The sequence below is a fragment of the Myroides odoratus genome (assembly GCF_965118575.1).
Lineage (GTDB): Bacteria > Bacteroidota > Bacteroidia > Flavobacteriales > Flavobacteriaceae > Flavobacterium > Flavobacterium odoratum_B.
The window spans coordinates 105,733-122,184 of record NZ_CBCPHW010000006.1 but is presented as its reverse complement, the minus strand read 5'-3'; the positions used below and the strand labels follow the sequence as shown (position 1 = coordinate 122,184).

Sequence of the window (16,452 nt, the reverse complement as noted above, 5' to 3'; positions counted from 1 at the left end):
AAAATACGCAATTGTTTTGATGGTTTAAATCTTTACTGATTTAAGGGTCCAATAGCTCAGCTGGATAGAGCAACTGCCTTCTAAGCAGTAGGTCTCAGGTTCGAATCCTGATTGGATCACAAAGTAAAAAGGTTGTACATTTGTACAGCCTTTTTTTTATGCAATTTAGCCATATTATATAAAATATTTTACGTAATCACATAATCATATAAAAGTAAATAGTATATTTGCTGTGCAATGGTTGTGCAAGATTTACCACTCTTAACCGTTGCTGAAATATTTGTCAAATTAAAACCCTATCAAAATGGCTACTGTTAAGTTTCTTCTTAGAGGGAAATCTAACCCCTCAAATCTATATCTAAGATTTTCGCATACTCGAGAAATTGATGTATTTCAAAAGACACAAATTTTAATCAATCCATCGCATTGGGATTTAAAAAAAGAACAGATAAAAAATCTCATAGCCGTAAAGAATAAAGATGAAGTAAATCTTAAACTTTCTGAGCTTAAAATTCACATTCTTACGAATTTTAATACTTCCTACATGCGAGGCGAAATAATAGACAAAGTTTGGATTGCAAATCAAGTCAACGAGTTCTTTCACCGACCTGTATCAGAATTAAATTTTAAAATAAAAAAAGAGGAGGTTTTCTTTACCTCTTTTGCATCTTGGTGGTTAAAAGAAATTGCTCCTACTTATAAGATTTCAGCAAAAAAATACATGACTGAAATAACCATTAAGCATTATGAGCGAACACGAGACTTATTTATCGAATTTGAGCAAAACAATCAAATTAAGATAGCCGATATAGACAATAAAACTTTGGATGCCTTTAGTCAATACCTGACGCAAAATAAGCAATATTCTACATCTACTGTAGAACGACAAATCAGCAGAGCTAAATTCTTCTGTCAAAGAGCTGAGAAAATGAATCTGAAAGTCAACAAATCATATCAAGAAACTGTCTATGTAGAGCAAGAAGAAATCGAATATAAAGAACCATATTTGAATATTGATGAAATAAATAGTATTTTTAATCTTAAAATACAAGATAAAAAGACAGATGCAATAAGAGATAATTTCATAATTGGATTATGGACAGGACTCCGTGTTTCGGACTTTTTGAATCAATTATTAATAGATCATATACAGGGTGATTTTATTGTTATAGAAACAACTAAAACTAAACAAAAAGTAGCAATCCCATTGCATGAACAAATAAAATTGATTCTAAAAAAATGGGACGGATTACCACCTAAAACAAACGATCAGGATTTTAATCTAGAAATAAAAGAAATTTGTCAAATAGCAAAAATAAACAATGTTATAATTGGTGGTAAAACTGAAACTACATTTAACGAAAAGACAGGTAAAAATATAACTAGAAAAACAGTTGGAAAATATAAAAAATATGAACTCGTAACCTCTCATATCTGTAGAAGATCATTTGCCACTAACCTATTCGGAAAACTACAAAACAAAGTGATAATGGATGTTTGCGGATGGAAGAGTGAAAAACAAATGTTAGAGTACAACAAACAAACAAACAAACAAACAAACAAACTTAGAATCAGCCAAAATATTAGCCGAATTCTGGAAAAAACAAGCCTCGTAATATGGAAGAAAAGACAATAATCGAGAACCCAGGTGAACGAATTAAAATGATCGCTAAAGCAATGGGCATTACTGTACAAGAATTAAGTAGTCGACTTGGTTACAAGACACAAGGAACATTGAGCTCAATTATTTATGGGCAAACCTCCTCCATTACTCTTGCCTTTGCTGAAAATGCAGTTAAACAATGTCCAGAAATTAATTATTTGTTCCTAACAAAAGGAGAACTACCCGTTTTGGTCGCGGACAACACAATTACACAGCTGCAAAAACAAATGCTTGGCGTTACTGATGAAATTACCAATCAGCAAATCTTAGCTAAACTAGACGTCATTTCTAAGACACAAATACGCATTCTTAAAGAGATTGAAGAACTAAAGAAAAAATAATCTCATTTTTTACGTAAAATTTACGTATAGATCACGTATTATTTATGTAATTTTTATATATTTGTACCAATCAATAAGGCATGGTACCCTGAATTGATTTAGGTTACAAGTCTTATTGATAGTATTAACGATAATACATAAAACCTCCAACAGCTTACCATGCCGCTGATTGGAGGTTTTTTTATGCGTTCTACGGCTCGATTCGGAAAACCTTACTTGAATTGTCTTTCTACAAATTCAGAAAACTTTGCATCCCAACAATTTTCAGCATTCATTCCTTTGGGCAATTCTTCTCTTACCCATTTTTGAAGCTTTTGAGGTTTGTCAAAATTGATTATTTCTTTTTTATCAGGTATTTGAGGTAACCCAATTGGTATGCCATAAACGTCATATATTTCGCCTAGTGTACCATCTTTAGAGATAATGACGATATCTAAAACAGGGTTGTATCCGTATTCCCAAGACTTTGTTTTGTTCTTGGCAATTCGGAGTTTTTCATCAACTCTATCTTCAATCTTAGTACCTAAGTAATACATTCCTATTTAAGCTTTTAAACTTCAATAGGCTTTTTGTTTTGACAGTTATTTCTTAGTAAAATTCTTTAGAGGAGCTTTTTTAGCAGTAGTTTTCACTTCTTCTACATTTTCTACAACGTCCCAAAATGTAGGATCGTGAAGCTCTCTTTCTAATTCATTTATCTTTCCTAGTATTCCTTCTGCTCTATCTAAAGCATTATCACGAACACCAATAAAAGAATAAAGTAATTGTTCAGATGTTCTAGTAATATTACCTTCCTCATCTTTTTCATCTTCAAATTTAGGAAGAGATTTTGAAACAGCTTCAAAAGTCATATCAACTAGCTTTTGATATTTTTCAATCAGTTTAGGTATTTCTTCCTTCCTTTGTTCTTGTAATTTTCCGTTATCCATACTATCCAACTTTAGCTAAACAATCTTTCGTGCGAATCCAAGTATACTCTTTACCATCAATGTAGACGTCAACTCCGTAGTAGTGATTGTAATGGATGGTATCGCCTTTGGTCACATCATCCCTAAGCAAATCAGCATTTGGAATTTGAACAATGGCAACTCCTTTGATTTCTTTTGGTTTAGCAATTTCAGTAATAATCAATCCCATTTTCTTTTCTTCTGCCGAATCCATTACTTTAGAAACAATTAGGTTTTCTCCAAAACCAACCCATTCACTTTGACTATCTTTTCTAATTGCGATTATCATATTAGCCTGAACTTTGAAAAATCCTTTGTGTCCTGATATTTCATTGTTCGCTCCTTTACCATGGTCATATAGATTTTGAAAATAAATGGTCGGATCAATGAAAGCTTGATAACCTACAATATCTTCTCCTTCATAGTCAAGGGGCATTGCTTTTATTTCAACTTCTCTTTGGGCCAAACGCTTTTGTAGAAAACGATTATCGCCGAAAAGTTCTAATCCGCTTTAAGTTTTGAAAGTTCCATTGAAAGCAACATCTGTATAAACTATGAAGTCGTATATTTATACCATAGATAAAAACTATTACTAACAAAATCAAAGATAGAAATTATTTATCAATAATAACAAATAATTCATATAAAAGCGTTTTTCTATATATATAATTTAAGAAAAAACTGTAAACTGATTTTTATGTGAAAATTAAATTAATTTATTTTTTTTTACTAAAATAAACACAAATATTAAATATATTTTACTAATTTTGATTTTAAATAAAATATTTCTATATTCAAAAACAACTATTTAATTATGAAAAAAACAATTAAAAAATTAAGTCTCTTAATTTTATTAAGCTTTATTGCTGTGTCATGCAATACAGATGATAAAACATCTACTGAAAAAGAAAAAGCAGAATATAATATTCAAGAAAAAGGAAGTAGTGTAACTATAAATTATAAAGACAGTAAGGAAAAAGAAGCCATTCTGGCTAATTTAAGCTCAGATTATATTGAAACTATTTATTTAAAAAATAACATAGATACGAGATATCAGATTTCAGGGGCAATTATTCAGGATGATAAAATTAATAAAACGATACGTTTAGAATTTGAAACTGTCAATTTAGGGAATATGAGTGATGCTGAATTAGTATCATTTATGATGTTTTATTCAATAGATTATAAAAACAATGATAAATTAAGCTTAGCAAAGACAGAAAAATTATCTCATTATTGCGATGGAGGTAAAAAAGATGGTACATCAATAACATTAAATAGGCCAACAGGACCAGTGAGCGCTGCAAGCTATGGAAGAAAAGTTGCTGATTTTGCTCAAGCCTGCTTAGATGGCGGAGGATGCATGCAAGTTTGCAGAGCTTATATAGTTTTTCTTCCTACACTTGAAGCAATTAAGTTTGAAAAAGTTTCATACCTACAAGAATATACAAAATTGTTAGAAGTTAGTCAAACTGCTTTGTTCTCAAACTTAGAATTAAAAATAAAGAAGTAATTCTTGAAATCACACAATACAAACAAAGCCGACTATTTAAATAGCCAGCTTGCGTTTTTCAAGAATTTTCTAAAAATGTAAGCGACTACTGAAATAATAACCAAGAGTATAATAATTGGCCCCAAATTAAATTGTTTTCTGTCAATTTTTTTATCTTTCTCTTGGCTCTTGTCTTTTTCAGTTTGTAGTATATCCGTTTCAGTCTGTTTTGATTTTTCTTCCAAAGATTCCTTTTTTTGTTCTTTCTTTTCGGTTGAGGGATTATAGATTTTCCTTTTTCCTGATTCTTCAATAATGGAATCGGCTCGGAAGTTTTCTGTGTAGATGTATTCAGAAAGGCTCTTGCGTTCGTTTTCTAGCTCTTTAATCTTTACAGAAAGATTAGTTTCGATATCATTAATTCGCTTGTGCAAATCAACTTTACGCGATCCGCAGCTAAGGATGGTGAAGGAGAGTAGGATGATTAAATACTTCATAACTGTTGATTTTTATCCCATTTAATTAGCCAATTCAAAACTATTTCAACCAAACAATCTTCATTTTCGTGAAATGCTTTCATATCTCCTATATTGGTTATAAAAGCAAACTCAATCAAAACCGTAATTCCGCCTTTGGATAATATTCCAATTTTACCGCGGGCAGTTTGTTCTTCTGTTTTTACTCCACGGTTTTTTATTCCCATAGATTTAGAACAGTTATCAACTAATTCTTGGGCAGCTTCCAAAGTTTCTTTTGATGCATTTTTATGTACAAATACTCCACAACCTGTTGCGGTAGGTCCGCCAGCGTCTAAGTGCATATCAAGCAAAACATCACCTTTTACGGGTTTAATTCTTGATTGATATTGAGTATTAGTTTCGTGATTTTGGTCAGTAATATATTTGTGACCTAGTAGTTCAAGTCTTTTAATAAGCTTATTTCTAAACCTATCCATTTCTTTCATTTCGACAAATCCATTCGCGACTGCTCCTGGATCCTTGTCGTGATGCCCAGCACTAGGGTAAGACATTTCGTTTGCCATTTCATTTCAATTAAAAGTGGAAAGGCTTTTTGTATTTGACAGTTATTCTTCTTTATTTTTACTATCGAAGAACGCTTTTAAATCGCCGTTCTTCTCGAAGTCATAAAGTTTTTTCATTATGAATTCAGGAGGATATTTTCCGTTACTCATAATGTAAACGTTTTTGAAAACTTTTGAAGTTGGATAGAGTAGGGTTGTGATTTGAATAGTGACTTTAAATAGTTCTCCTACGATATTATTTCCTGCGGTATATCTAAGCATTTCGAGCATGATATAAACAACAGAAACAATCAATATCATAATTCCATTTCGTTTAAAGAAACCACCCCAACTGAAACTTTTATTTTTGAAATGAAATACAATACCAACTCCCATATTTATAAATAGTGCAATACACATAAATTGACCAAATTGCTTGTTTTCTGAAAACCACCAACCAACTATATCAACTAAAAATGCAATTGGAGCTAGTCTATATAATATGGATAAATAGTAATCGATTCTATCAGGTAATTTAACGCAAGGTTCTGACAGTAATGTAATTCTAGTAAGGATTTGCTGTATGTTCATTACTCCATATTTTGAAATTCCCCTGTCATTGGATTGATACTTACATTGCCATATGTTTGCATCAACTCATTATTAAGTTTAGTACTTTCATTTATTACTTCAATGTTCATATTGTCTAATTTCGCCTTAGCTTGTTTTATATCAAACTCACATTGGTATATTTCAGCAGCTAATTGATCAATACTTAATAGTTTCTGATTTGATTCTTGAAGTTTTGCTAAATGCAAGGGAGAAATCTTGTTTACTGTTTCTTCAGCTGATTTCGTTTCCTTATTTGTGCTTGTGTTTTTCATTTTGTTCTTATTTTTTAAATTAATGGTGATTTTCTAAAAATTCCTGACTTGGCTTCCCCCACATAAATTTGAAGTATCGGCAAGTCATTTTCGTTTAATAGGTTTTGATCTATTGTTATTTTGTTTTGTCTGAAAGCTTCAAATGATAGCTTTTGACCTGGTTGTATTAGATTTTCAAAGTATCGGATGCAGTTAGTTCCAGTTATACTTTCAATATGAATTTTGGCGGGATATTCTCCACTAAGGAATGAATTGAAAAAGTCAATAACTTCCTGACTATTTGTTGTTAGTGTTGAATTGTTGACACTATAATTCAGCGCTTCTGAAATATCTCTATGGTTGATATACTGTGTTCTTTCTAAATTGAAAATATTCAATTGACTAAGCATGTTGAAGTTTAAAATAATGTGCCCAATAGATCCATAATCTGTAGCTCCAGCATACATGAAATAGAATCTTTGTCTTGTATCTTCTGTGAAGTTGATACCATCGTCTGACCATAGAAAATCAACCGTACCTAATCTAGTTTCATAATCTCCAGCGCCCCCACCATAAGAAAACCCTATTTGATTGTTCTCAAGGTTTATTCTTTTTATAATATCTCCAACAACTAAATCCCTATGAGGATGGCTTGCAAAATCACTACTTCTGACATTCATATTGTTTATTTCAACAATTTTTAATGCCCTAAATTCCCTTCCTTGATTTGGTTTATATGGAGGGAAAGTATCTGTTGTTACATCAAATAAAGTAAGGTTGTAGCCCTTCGCAGTATTATTTATAATACTTGATAATTCGTTATCATGACCTATATCTTTATCGGCCCATGTAATTACATTACTACCTGTGCGAATCGAAGAACTCAACCTCTCTTGTACTGCTATTAATCTTAATTCTGCCATGCTATAAACCGCTATATTGACCGCTTCCAACATCTGCAACGTCGAATTTTATGGTTGATATTGTCCCTTCGGATGTACCAGAAGAGAAAAATGCTTTTAATTCACCCATAAGTAAGTCATTTGCAAAAAACTCTTGGTTATTTTGAACTAGGATTCCATTAAATGTTACAATTACTGGAGGACCTATAATTTTCAAAATTACTTTTAATGGAACATCATTTTCAGGATCTCCATAAGCGGGAATCGTATCAAAAGTAAAAGCATTGATGTTCAACGGCACTAATACTCCTATTGGACATTCAATTGTATTATTTCCAACCGAATTAGGAGGTAAATTAGTTCCTGATACAACATCAATAAAAAGCTTAGCTGATTCATTTATATAATCAGAAATTGTATTGGCAGTGGAGTTATATGCAGATGCTGTATATTCTACATAATCACTACCTATTGCGTTGCCTTTTACTTTGAAAAGATTACCATCTAAATTAGCTCGGTTAACTTCACCATTTTGTACAACATTATTTACGTATCGCATAACTTGACCATTATTGGTCAATGTTGCAATTATAGCTGTGTCTGATGGACGTAAAATGTTATTGATATTCAAACCATAACCGAGGATTTTAACCCCGCCAATTGGTCTATTAAATTCGTGAGAATAACTAGGTACTGAATTAGTTAAATCAGCTCTAGTAATATTTACCGTTTGCCCGACGACAACCCTAATTCTAACATTTCCGATTCGCTCAGGGGCAATATTATCGTTTGTCGCTATTATTTGAAGTTCTGCCATATTTGTGCTGTATTAAAATGCCCAAGGATTGAAATAGGCTATTTTATTATTGATTGAATAACCGAAAGTTCTTTCCACCCCTCCAGTAGAATTATAAGCCAATAATGAACCTTTGTTAATGCTATGAAATCTATTTCCATTATCGATTTCACCCACTAATGAACTTAACTCTGCGGAGTTTTGTCCTAAGTAGTAACCTTTCAAAAGAACAGATTTATTATCTGGAAGTGATATTCCTAAAAATGCAGTTGAATTTAATCGCGACTGTTCTGCATCATTTGTATCATTCCACTTTCTCCAGGCTCCATCTGTTCCTAGATAAACTAGTGTTGGTTTAGTTACATTTCTTAAATCTTGATTTGACAGAATTTCTCCACTTGCTGAATAAGGAGAATTAACTAGTTCTTCTGAGGCTTTGCCTTTATGAAAAACACTTATTCCTGAACCATACTCAGATACATAATCTTCTGCACCTGCTCCTGTGCCACCTCCACTAATATTGTCTCGTATGAATTTCCAATTAGGAATATCCATATCACCAAATGAATGTTGTTCTTTATAAAATTGAATATTGGCAAATTCCCCTTTACCGTTAGATTTCATTACATACGCATTACTACGAATAGATGCGTCTTTCCCATTTCCAATTATAAATAGTGGGGAATCATCGTTTATTGTATTGGTTGTTGTATTCAAAATAGGATGGTTGTAACGGCCTGTAACTGTACAACCTCTTTGGTTGTTTAGCAAAAAAGCCCCCACAACAGTACCTTCCATTGGGGTGTTGGTAGAATAAGGTCCTACTACTGTTCCATAAGCACCAAGATTGGCACTAAGCGGACCAATAGCTAATCCATCATTCCCATCTGAATTAACCGATGTACCAATTCCAATTGCATTATATTTTGTTGCTCCACCGCCTTTGGTAATTGCAATTGCCCCATCTCTAGTAGCAAGTGAATTGTAGTTTCTGATTCTTAATCCTCCTTGTGGGGTGTGTTCCCAAAGTGAATCTGCACCTTGAGCTAACTTATTTGTAACAAAATCAGAAATATCTATTGTTCTCCATACTCGAATTGCTGTATCAGTGCCAGTATTCAATAAAGCGAGCGTACCAGCTGAATATGTAGTATTAATTGCTGAAATTGTACTACCATTAATTTGAACATTCGTTCCCGCAATCAATGTTTGAGTAGAAAAACCTTGTGAATTAACCCAAGTTCTATCTGCTAAAATTTTCCAAGAATTTTCTGTATTTGACCCGTCAAATGTTTTAATCCATAAATAATCTTGATTAGCTGCTTTATATATATCAAACCCTAATTGAGATGCAGGTCCTGAATATCTTTCCATCCTAATACCTGTACCGTTAGAAGAATTAACAGGGTAGTTAGTACTCAAACCTCCTGATGTTAGATAAGGTGTAAATGCCTGTCCTAATTCTCTAATATTAGCATCTAGTCTTGCTCTTGATGCTAATGAATTTAATACTATAGTATTTCCATCTGAAATAGATATTTCCCCATGAGGAGTACCTAATGCTAAAGTTTGTTTAAAATTTTGAGAGTTAACCCAAGATTGAGTAGCAGGGTTAACTAAATTACCACTGTGCCAGAATGAATACCAGTCTCTATATGTACCTGCTTCTAGACCTCTAAACCATATATTAGCATTTCTACCTGCTATTTGAAAACCATACTCAGATAGACCAGATAAAGTTAAAACAGTAGAATTAGTATTATTTGGTCTATTTGCACCAGTCGCATATATTACAGAATCTCTTTGTAAATCTAAATCAGCTGCTACAGATTTACTATTGAATACACGATTATCTCCTGTACGTAAATACCTACCTTCAGGATTTCCCCAGTCGTAGGCTTGTTTCCATTGTGATGAATCTCCATGAATTGAACTTCTTATAAAACCATCACCTGAAAATAGAGTTTGATTAGCACCTACACTATATCCAAGAGGTCTTATTGCAACACCTACAGTACTTGAAGAACCTAAAGTATTATTTGCTAATATAGTGCCTTGTTGACCTTTAGATAGAAATGTAACTCCACCACTAGATATCATTGCTGTGGCAGTTGAAAAATCTAATAAACCAGACATAACATCACCAGTCTTCTTTACAAATCCATTTACATCAAAGTTACCAGTATGTAAAACTTCTTTCCAATTAGTATAACCACCGTTATGTTTTGTTCTAAATGCTAATCTTCCACCTGCTGTTGTATTATGTCCGATGTCGTATTGCATTTGTAATCCCATATTAATAGAACTTCCTTGATAATGTATTAATCCACCGTATCCAAAGAATGCACCATTGGTCAACCATCCTGAACTACCATAAGAAGCTACATATCCACCAGACTTATCATCAAAATATACATTAGCATCAACAGACGCTATCGCTAAAGCTCTAAGATTATTTGCATTCCAATATCCAAAATCTCTATGATTACCCCAATCAACTGCTTGTTTCCACTGAAGAGATGTACCGTGATTTAAGGATGTAATGAGTCCTGCATTATCAATTTTAAGCAACTGACTTGTTACATTATTAATCTTTCTTTCAATTACTAAATCATTATTGAAAATCATTCGCATGTCTGCCCAAGCACTAGTACCGTATGCAGTATCTCTACTTGCACCTCTTTTCATTTCAAGAATAGTTTCTCTGTTATTAGAGGTACTGTTTGACCACAATGATAGATGTTCTACTCCGTAGATATGACCTATCGTATCTAATCTACCTTCTGGTGTTAGTCTTAACATCTGACTAACTACATTATTGCCTGCTTCTAAATTAGCAGGAGTTATATGTGTGATGTAAAAATTGTCCCCTAAATTACCTAAACCCCAAGAACCTCCATTAAACGTTTTCTGAGCTAACCATCCACTATATGTAACATTGGATCCAGGTTTATCATATCTAATCCCTACTCTATCCCACATACCACTTGCCCATGAACCACCTAATTGACGGCCTGTTAAAGTCCCAGTCATAGTATCTCCTGCTTTCTTTACAAATGTATTATCATCTGTAAAAACTACATTGGCATCAGTCAAATCTGATTTTACTATTCGCCTAAATGCTGGCGTCCCGTTCATTGAAACTGGAGCTAAAAAAGCAGTACCTTGTAATTGATTTTTTAAAGAAACAACCAAACTTCTATTATTATAATCTAAGCTTTCTGTATTGAGATTAAATATAGAAGGGAATGCTACTGATAAACCAGGAATATAAGATTCTTTACTAACTGTACTAATTGTACCTAGGTCACGTCTAAATAAATTTCCATCCGCTTGTACAATAGCTGAAAGACTACTATTAGAAATTGGCAAAGTTTCAATAGTAGCAGTTCCTTGAATTATAAAATCTCCTTCTATTCTCATTATTATGCTATTGTAATGATTACTACTTTTACTTTATTTAAACCTGGAGGACGTCCAAATGAAGCTTGAATTTGAGTATTACTTATAGGTAAATAATCAACTAGAATCTTTTGTTCAGAAGGCATTTCAAAGAATTCAGCAATCAAATTCTTTGTATTAGCTCCATGAGTAATCGGGAATTTAGTATTTGTTGCATCCCCAAAAATAGCTGTGTAGCCTTGATTAACCGAAGCATCAACAACTGCTTTAACTTTTTCAGGAGTCATAATTGTTGTATTATCCGTACCCGCTAAAGCTTCTGAAGTAGTTGCTATTTTTGCTAAACCAGTTCGAGTTTCAGTTGCAGTTCGAGCAGATAATCCAGCTGGTGTTATTGCCTTAGTATTATTTGTGCCGGCTTGAACTTCTGCATTAGTCGCAAGCATGACCATACCCAAAATAGTAGTAGTCGCTTGGTCAGCATTAGTCTGCAAAAAGATATAATCATTCGCATTGGTATTACTAGGATTGTCTTTATTGGCCACGATTACATCACCAACTTGAAAAGGATTACCTTGAATTGTACCTGCTACGGTGACATACCAAAAATCTGCTTTCTTGGTATTTGAGCCTCCTGGGAAATTAGTATTTGTGGCTGCATCATAACCGCCTATTAATTTACCTAATCCGGCGATTGAAGCATCAACATAAGCTTTTACAGCCCCACTTGTGATAAGAGAAGTTCCATTTGCCCCTGATAAATCATTTGTATTGATAATTGGAATAGCAGAAGATACTCCAGTTCCTGCAGCAGTTCGCCCAATTACAGTCATTGTTGCAATATCATTTATCTTTGCAAATGTGATATTTTTGTCTGTAATCTTAACCGTGGTTACCGCATTGTTAGCTAATTTAGCAGTAGTTACTCCTAAGTCTTTAAGCCTAACAACACCTGCACCGATTTCAATACTAGCGTTATCTAAGTTTAGGTTTATTGTTGCAACTCCATCTGCTTGAGCAACGCTTAAACCTCCGTCTGTGTTTTCTACTTTGTCTAAAGTCCCTAGCTTTAACCACTTGGTGCCATCCCAATACTTAACTGATTTTTCAGTAGTATTGTAATATATTTGGCTCTCAACTGGGCTAGCTGGCGGTTGAGGGCGGGGATCAAGAGGCACGTTAATTATCGCGTGTTGATCTAGATCTAAAATGTTTTCTACTTTCATTCTTACCTGATTAATACAATTCCAGTTTGAGGCCTTCCGAACTTGACAATAATTGTATTTAAATCTTCTTCGTAATGAATATCTGCTAGGACTTTCTCTGTTCCTATAATAACTGTTGGGTCAACATATCTCCCTAGATTATGAGGAATAACAACTTCAGAAAGGTTGCTGAATTGATACGTTTTTCCCCCCACATCTTTTACTGTAGCGAACTTATCAACTCCATTCTCTCCATCATTAATTAAATCTGAGGTTGATTTTGGTATTTCAAAATCAACCTCTACTTCTTGTTTAATAACTTCAGATAAACTCTTAACTGAAAAAGTCTTGGTTTGGAGAACGTTTTTATCCGCTGAATCAGTACCAATAAGATAATCCTCAAGAGTAACATTATGATCTTCAGGATAAACTTCTTTATTACTAATCTTTGCCATTATAAATAAAATCTATTCTTCTTACCTCAAAGATAGAAAATATTTATGTATTAGTTCTATATTTGTTACGTATTGTTTATGTAAAAATAAAATTAACGTAATGAGCAAAAGGCTAGACTTAATGATAAAGCTTCCACCATTAGCTAAAGAAAGGATGGAAAATGATAAGACAAAAATCGTTGAAGCGTTCTTTAAAGGCAATGAAAAAGAAGCCTACACGAAATTGCAATTCGCTAGGATTTATAAAGGATACGATTTGCTTGAAAACTTTGGATATGTAAGACACGCCTTGCAAAGAAAATATAACATTAGCGTTACACTACTAGAAACTATTCTATACTTGGTTCCGAAAACCTTTTTTATGGTAGATGATCTAAAAGAAATTACCCAAATTCGCTACACCTATAAAAAAGTTGACACCTTAATCCGAATGGGATATGTATCTCGAGCAGCTAGGGGAGGAAATAAAAACGAACACCTTTACACAGCAACAGCAAAAGCACGTCAAATTTGCCAAGAAATGCACGAAATGTTAGCTGGAGAGATTCCTGTTCCACAAGAACTTTACAACTCAAAAGAAGCTTCTAAAAGCGATTTGATAAAGGCGGAAATCATTGAGAAACTCAATAAGAAAGAAAAAAACAAAACAGTGAAATTGCTTTGGGCTCGTGTGAAGTAATATTTTAGTTTTATGGAAAAATAGAGGTTGAGCAACAGTTGCTCTTGTGTTAAGCAGTTTTATTGTTCTACACGTATAGAAAAACTGTTACTTCCAGGTTTATCATTTTTAGTCCCCTTAACAGTTATAGATATTCCATTATGATCTTGGATTATTTCTACATTACCTTGTTGTTTCATAAAAGATTTGTCTCCGTTAATACTTATAATAGTATTTGGAGTAGAAAAATCAGAATTTTTTGAAAACCCAATTCCTCCTCCTTCTGTTTTTTGGACAATACTTGTGTCAGAATAAATAGATGCACCATTAAATTTTAAAGCGCCATTTTCTATTAGAAACTTTATAATTTCTTTAGACTTCATTTTGGCACCTTGAAGGTCAACTTGATTCTTTTCTAACTCATCTGCTAATTTTGTCTCTAAATCACTTTGATTTGTCTGATTAGTAGTAATAGATTTTACTAAGTCCCAAATTGCACTTGCTGCTAAATTAATTCCTAAGTCTGCTAAAAATTGAATCATATATTTTTTTGTTAATTGATAATGCCACCAAAAATTCACTTATAATATTGTTTTTAACGGAACAAAATACTCTACAGTTTCGTAAAACTACACCTATATATGTCTTTCGTAAAATGAAAAACGAATATAGTTAATTTTTCTTAAAAATATAGAAAATAAAAAGCCCAAAACAGTTAAATTGCTTTGGGCTCGTAAGAGATAATATTTTACATAAAGAGTATAACATCATTATACTCCTTCTATACTGTTTTCATATGAATTATCTATTCAGATACTTTTTTATACAATGAACAGCTCCTAAATTTTCTGTGAATGGATGGAAATCCTCTAAAAAAATCACTTTGAAGTTTAGTTTTTCCCAAATTATTTTATTTGCTTCATCTGTTTTTGATAATTCTTTCCAATTTCCATATCCATAAGTAGGCAACCATACAGTTTTTGTATCATTCGTATTTTCTACTAAACAATTATTTGAAGTAGCAAAATACCATACCCTTATTTTTTCATTTGGATCATCAACATAAACTAATGGCAGAGGATTTCTTATCACTTCAAATTCTTCTATTTCAGATAGTTGTTTAGAAATATCATCTAAGACTTCTGACATAGAATAAAGTAAACTTTCTGGTAAATCAATTATTTCTGCTGCTAATTTTGGATCTCCAACCATTATTTGATATTTCCCCTGATCATTACGTCCAACAAGAGTCATAAACATATCAATATGAAATAAAGGCTGTACAGTTCCTTCTTTATTACCGAAAAAAACTATTTGTTCCCACTTTTCATTATCTACAATAATAGATGAAGTTTCTTGTTGAGGAACTTTAATCGTACTGCCTATATAGTACAGTTTCTTATTTGTATCTAAGTATTTATTATACAATCTCGTTATACATTGTTCCTTTGTTTCATTATGCTGTGGAGTAATTACTTTATCTATATATTTTAAAGAATTATTTGCATAATCTTTTCCAATTAAAAAAAAATTATCACCGATAAGAATATTTCCCCCTTGAAAATACAATGGAGCTTGATATATAATTGATTCCGAAACATTAGATGCAATTTTAGACACTATACTATCTGCATATCTAGGGAATTCAAATGGTTGGGCAAAATAAGTCTCACTATTATCTTTTGTGATGGCATGCGCATCTTCTGCCCAGACAGAGAAATGAAGATCATCATCAATAGAATTAATTATAACTCTTTCATTTACATTCAGTTTAACTAACCAATCAGTTACAGAATCAATTATAGAACTATGTGTTAAAATTAAAAAATTAGTATAGTTTGGAAGTTTTATTAAAAGATCTGAATATACTTTTTTGTAAGGATTTTCTCCCCCCTCAAATGCGTACTTAGGTATTGTTAAAAGCATACGTGATATTTTACCATCACTTGAATTTATCAATGAAGGATTCAATGGTTTAGGTAAAGATTCTAAATCAAGTGATTTGAAAGTTTCTGCATATTTATTTTCAGATAATCTGTCACTACTTACTCTAGAGACAATTTGGCTACTCTTTTCGAAATGTCTTAATTTTTTCATAATTAATAAGGTTTTATGTTAATAAATCCAAATATACAATACTTTAAGATAAAAGCAAGTAAATACTAATATATTACGCATTACGCATTAATTAACATACTTTTCCAACAAAAAAATCAACATCTCCCTTTTCACTCAAAACTAGATACTCAATTCCATCAATAACCATTTGTAAACCATCCGAGTATTTAAACTTTCGGATACGATCACCTGGTTTAATATACTTCACTTTTACACCAACTTCCACTACTTTGTATTCGTTTTCGCTTTGGTAGTTTATAGGTAAGATTAAGCCACTTTCTGTTTGCTTTTCTTCTACTATGCGAGTGCATAAAATTCTATCTCCTAATAATTTCATCGTATATTAAATTTAATAGGTTACTTAATAATTTGCGCAAACTCGCCTTGTTTCCAAAAGCAAATAATACCTGAAGGACTTGTTACTGTATCTTCATCCGGATTATACTGCAATCGAGGAACGTTGGTTACGTTTACTTCTTTGTCCAATTTCAAACAGTGAATTGCTTTGGCCTTGGCAAAGTGTTTTTCTATTTTCTTTAAATCTTTCTCGTTCATAATATTTCAAAATAAAAAAGCTGGCTTACGAGAA

At 32.5% G+C, this 16,452-nt stretch carries 20 protein-coding genes and 1 tRNA gene; 5 read left to right on the top strand and 16 right to left on the bottom strand.

The features are described 5' to 3' along the window. Window positions 1–45: 45 nt before the first annotated feature. From ACMHJ2_RS06970 to ACMHJ2_RS06960, 3 genes are all read left to right on the top strand, one after another. Window positions 46–119: transfer RNA gene (locus tag ACMHJ2_RS06970), tRNA-Arg, on the top strand. A 185-nt stretch (window positions 120–304) separates the two neighbouring features. After that, window positions 305–1,636 carry a tyrosine-type recombinase/integrase gene (locus ACMHJ2_RS06965; RefSeq protein WP_413512228.1) on the top strand — a complete coding sequence of 444 codons (1,332 nt, stop codon included), beginning with the start codon at window positions 305–307 and terminating at the stop codon, window positions 1,634–1,636. Further along, window positions 1,618–2,004, top strand: coding sequence for an XRE family transcriptional regulator (locus ACMHJ2_RS06960; protein WP_413512227.1), 387 nt, complete (start codon window positions 1,618–1,620; stop codon window positions 2,002–2,004). Before ACMHJ2_RS06965 ends, ACMHJ2_RS06960 begins: the two co-directional genes overlap by 19 nt. A gap of 212 nt (window positions 2,005–2,216) precedes the next feature. On the opposite strand, the gene ACMHJ2_RS06955 is transcribed toward ACMHJ2_RS06960, so the two are convergent. The 3 genes from ACMHJ2_RS06955 to ACMHJ2_RS06945 are packed head-to-tail and all read right to left on the bottom strand — an operon-like array spanning window position 2,217 to window position 3,417. Beyond that, window positions 2,217–2,540, bottom strand: a complete 324-nt coding sequence (locus tag ACMHJ2_RS06955; RefSeq protein ID WP_413512226.1) for a hypothetical protein — start codon at window positions 2,538–2,540, stop codon at window positions 2,217–2,219. Window positions 2,541–2,585: 45 nt separating this feature from the next. After that, on the bottom strand, window positions 2,586–2,933 hold the full coding sequence (locus tag ACMHJ2_RS06950) for a hypothetical protein (protein ID WP_413512225.1): 348 nt from the start codon (window positions 2,931–2,933) through the stop codon (window positions 2,586–2,588). 1 nt (window position 2,934) lies between these two features. Beyond that, the gene (locus ACMHJ2_RS06945) at window positions 2,935–3,417 is read right to left on the bottom strand and encodes a co-chaperone GroES (RefSeq protein WP_413512224.1); all 483 of its coding nucleotides are present in this window, start codon (window positions 3,415–3,417) and stop codon (window positions 2,935–2,937) included. A 348-nt stretch (window positions 3,418–3,765) separates the two neighbouring features. On the opposite strand from ACMHJ2_RS06945, the gene ACMHJ2_RS06940 reads away from it, so the two are divergent. Continuing rightward, window positions 3,766–4,464: a hypothetical protein gene (locus ACMHJ2_RS06940; RefSeq protein ID WP_413512223.1), complete on the top strand. Its 699-nt coding sequence runs from the start codon at window positions 3,766–3,768 to the stop codon at window positions 4,462–4,464. A 32-nt stretch (window positions 4,465–4,496) separates the two neighbouring features. Here the strand turns inward: ACMHJ2_RS06940 and ACMHJ2_RS06935 are convergent, their stop codons facing one another. Genes ACMHJ2_RS06935 through ACMHJ2_RS06895 form a run of 9 tightly spaced genes read right to left on the bottom strand, consistent with a single transcriptional unit; the run spans window position 4,497 to window position 13,087 of the window. Next, window positions 4,497–4,940, bottom strand: a complete 444-nt coding sequence (locus tag ACMHJ2_RS06935) for a hypothetical protein (protein ID WP_413512222.1) — start codon at window positions 4,938–4,940, stop codon at window positions 4,497–4,499. Beyond that, complete coding sequence (locus ACMHJ2_RS06930) at window positions 4,937–5,485, bottom strand: N-acetylmuramoyl-L-alanine amidase (RefSeq protein WP_413512221.1); 549 nt, start codon at window positions 5,483–5,485, stop codon at window positions 4,937–4,939. The genes ACMHJ2_RS06935 and ACMHJ2_RS06930 overlap by 4 nt, the downstream gene beginning before the upstream one ends. Window positions 5,486–5,527: 42 nt before the next feature. Then, complete coding sequence (locus ACMHJ2_RS06925) at window positions 5,528–6,055, bottom strand: hypothetical protein (protein ID WP_413512220.1); 528 nt, start codon at window positions 6,053–6,055, stop codon at window positions 5,528–5,530. Next, window positions 6,055–6,348, bottom strand: coding sequence for a hypothetical protein (locus ACMHJ2_RS06920; protein WP_413512219.1), 294 nt, complete (start codon window positions 6,346–6,348; stop codon window positions 6,055–6,057). The genes ACMHJ2_RS06925 and ACMHJ2_RS06920 overlap by 1 nt, the downstream gene beginning before the upstream one ends. 14 nt (window positions 6,349–6,362) lie before the next feature. Next, complete coding sequence (locus tag ACMHJ2_RS06915; protein ID WP_413512218.1) at window positions 6,363–7,283, bottom strand: hypothetical protein; 921 nt, start codon at window positions 7,281–7,283, stop codon at window positions 6,363–6,365. After that, the gene (locus tag ACMHJ2_RS06910; protein WP_413512217.1) at window positions 7,252–8,046 is read right to left on the bottom strand and encodes a hypothetical protein; all 795 of its coding nucleotides are present in this window, start codon (window positions 8,044–8,046) and stop codon (window positions 7,252–7,254) included. Before ACMHJ2_RS06910 ends, ACMHJ2_RS06915 begins: the two co-directional genes overlap by 32 nt. Before the next feature lie 12 nt (window positions 8,047–8,058). Further along, complete coding sequence (locus tag ACMHJ2_RS06905; protein ID WP_413512216.1) at window positions 8,059–11,448, bottom strand: hypothetical protein; 3,390 nt, start codon at window positions 11,446–11,448, stop codon at window positions 8,059–8,061. A gap of 2 nt (window positions 11,449–11,450) precedes the next feature. Then, complete coding sequence (locus ACMHJ2_RS06900; RefSeq protein WP_413512215.1) at window positions 11,451–12,653, bottom strand: hypothetical protein; 1,203 nt, start codon at window positions 12,651–12,653, stop codon at window positions 11,451–11,453. 2 nt (window positions 12,654–12,655) lie between these two features. Next, on the bottom strand, window positions 12,656–13,087 hold the full coding sequence (locus tag ACMHJ2_RS06895; protein WP_413512214.1) for a hypothetical protein: 432 nt from the start codon (window positions 13,085–13,087) through the stop codon (window positions 12,656–12,658). Window positions 13,088–13,208: 121 nt separating this feature from the next. Here ACMHJ2_RS06895 and ACMHJ2_RS06890 point away from each other — a divergent pair, with 121 nt between their 5' ends. Beyond that, window positions 13,209–13,766 (top strand): hypothetical protein, encoded by a 558-nt coding sequence (locus tag ACMHJ2_RS06890; protein WP_413512213.1) that lies wholly within the window; start codon window positions 13,209–13,211, stop codon window positions 13,764–13,766. A 59-nt stretch (window positions 13,767–13,825) separates the two neighbouring features. Here ACMHJ2_RS06890 and ACMHJ2_RS06885 read toward each other — a convergent pair whose 3' ends face one another. The 4 genes from ACMHJ2_RS06885 to ACMHJ2_RS06870 form a co-directional block, all read right to left on the bottom strand. After that, complete coding sequence (locus ACMHJ2_RS06885) at window positions 13,826–14,287, bottom strand: hypothetical protein (RefSeq protein WP_413512212.1); 462 nt, start codon at window positions 14,285–14,287, stop codon at window positions 13,826–13,828. Window positions 14,288–14,546: 259 nt separating this feature from the next. Next, on the bottom strand, window positions 14,547–15,842 hold the full coding sequence (locus ACMHJ2_RS06880; RefSeq protein ID WP_413512211.1) for a hypothetical protein: 1,296 nt from the start codon (window positions 15,840–15,842) through the stop codon (window positions 14,547–14,549). A 91-nt stretch (window positions 15,843–15,933) separates the two neighbouring features. Then, the gene (locus ACMHJ2_RS06875; protein ID WP_413512210.1) at window positions 15,934–16,200 is read right to left on the bottom strand and encodes a chaperonin; all 267 of its coding nucleotides are present in this window, start codon (window positions 16,198–16,200) and stop codon (window positions 15,934–15,936) included. A gap of 20 nt (window positions 16,201–16,220) precedes the next feature. Next, window positions 16,221–16,418 carry a hypothetical protein gene (locus tag ACMHJ2_RS06870; protein ID WP_413512209.1) on the bottom strand — a complete coding sequence of 66 codons (198 nt, stop codon included), beginning with the start codon at window positions 16,416–16,418 and terminating at the stop codon, window positions 16,221–16,223. Between the last annotated feature and the right edge of the window lie 34 nt (window positions 16,419–16,452).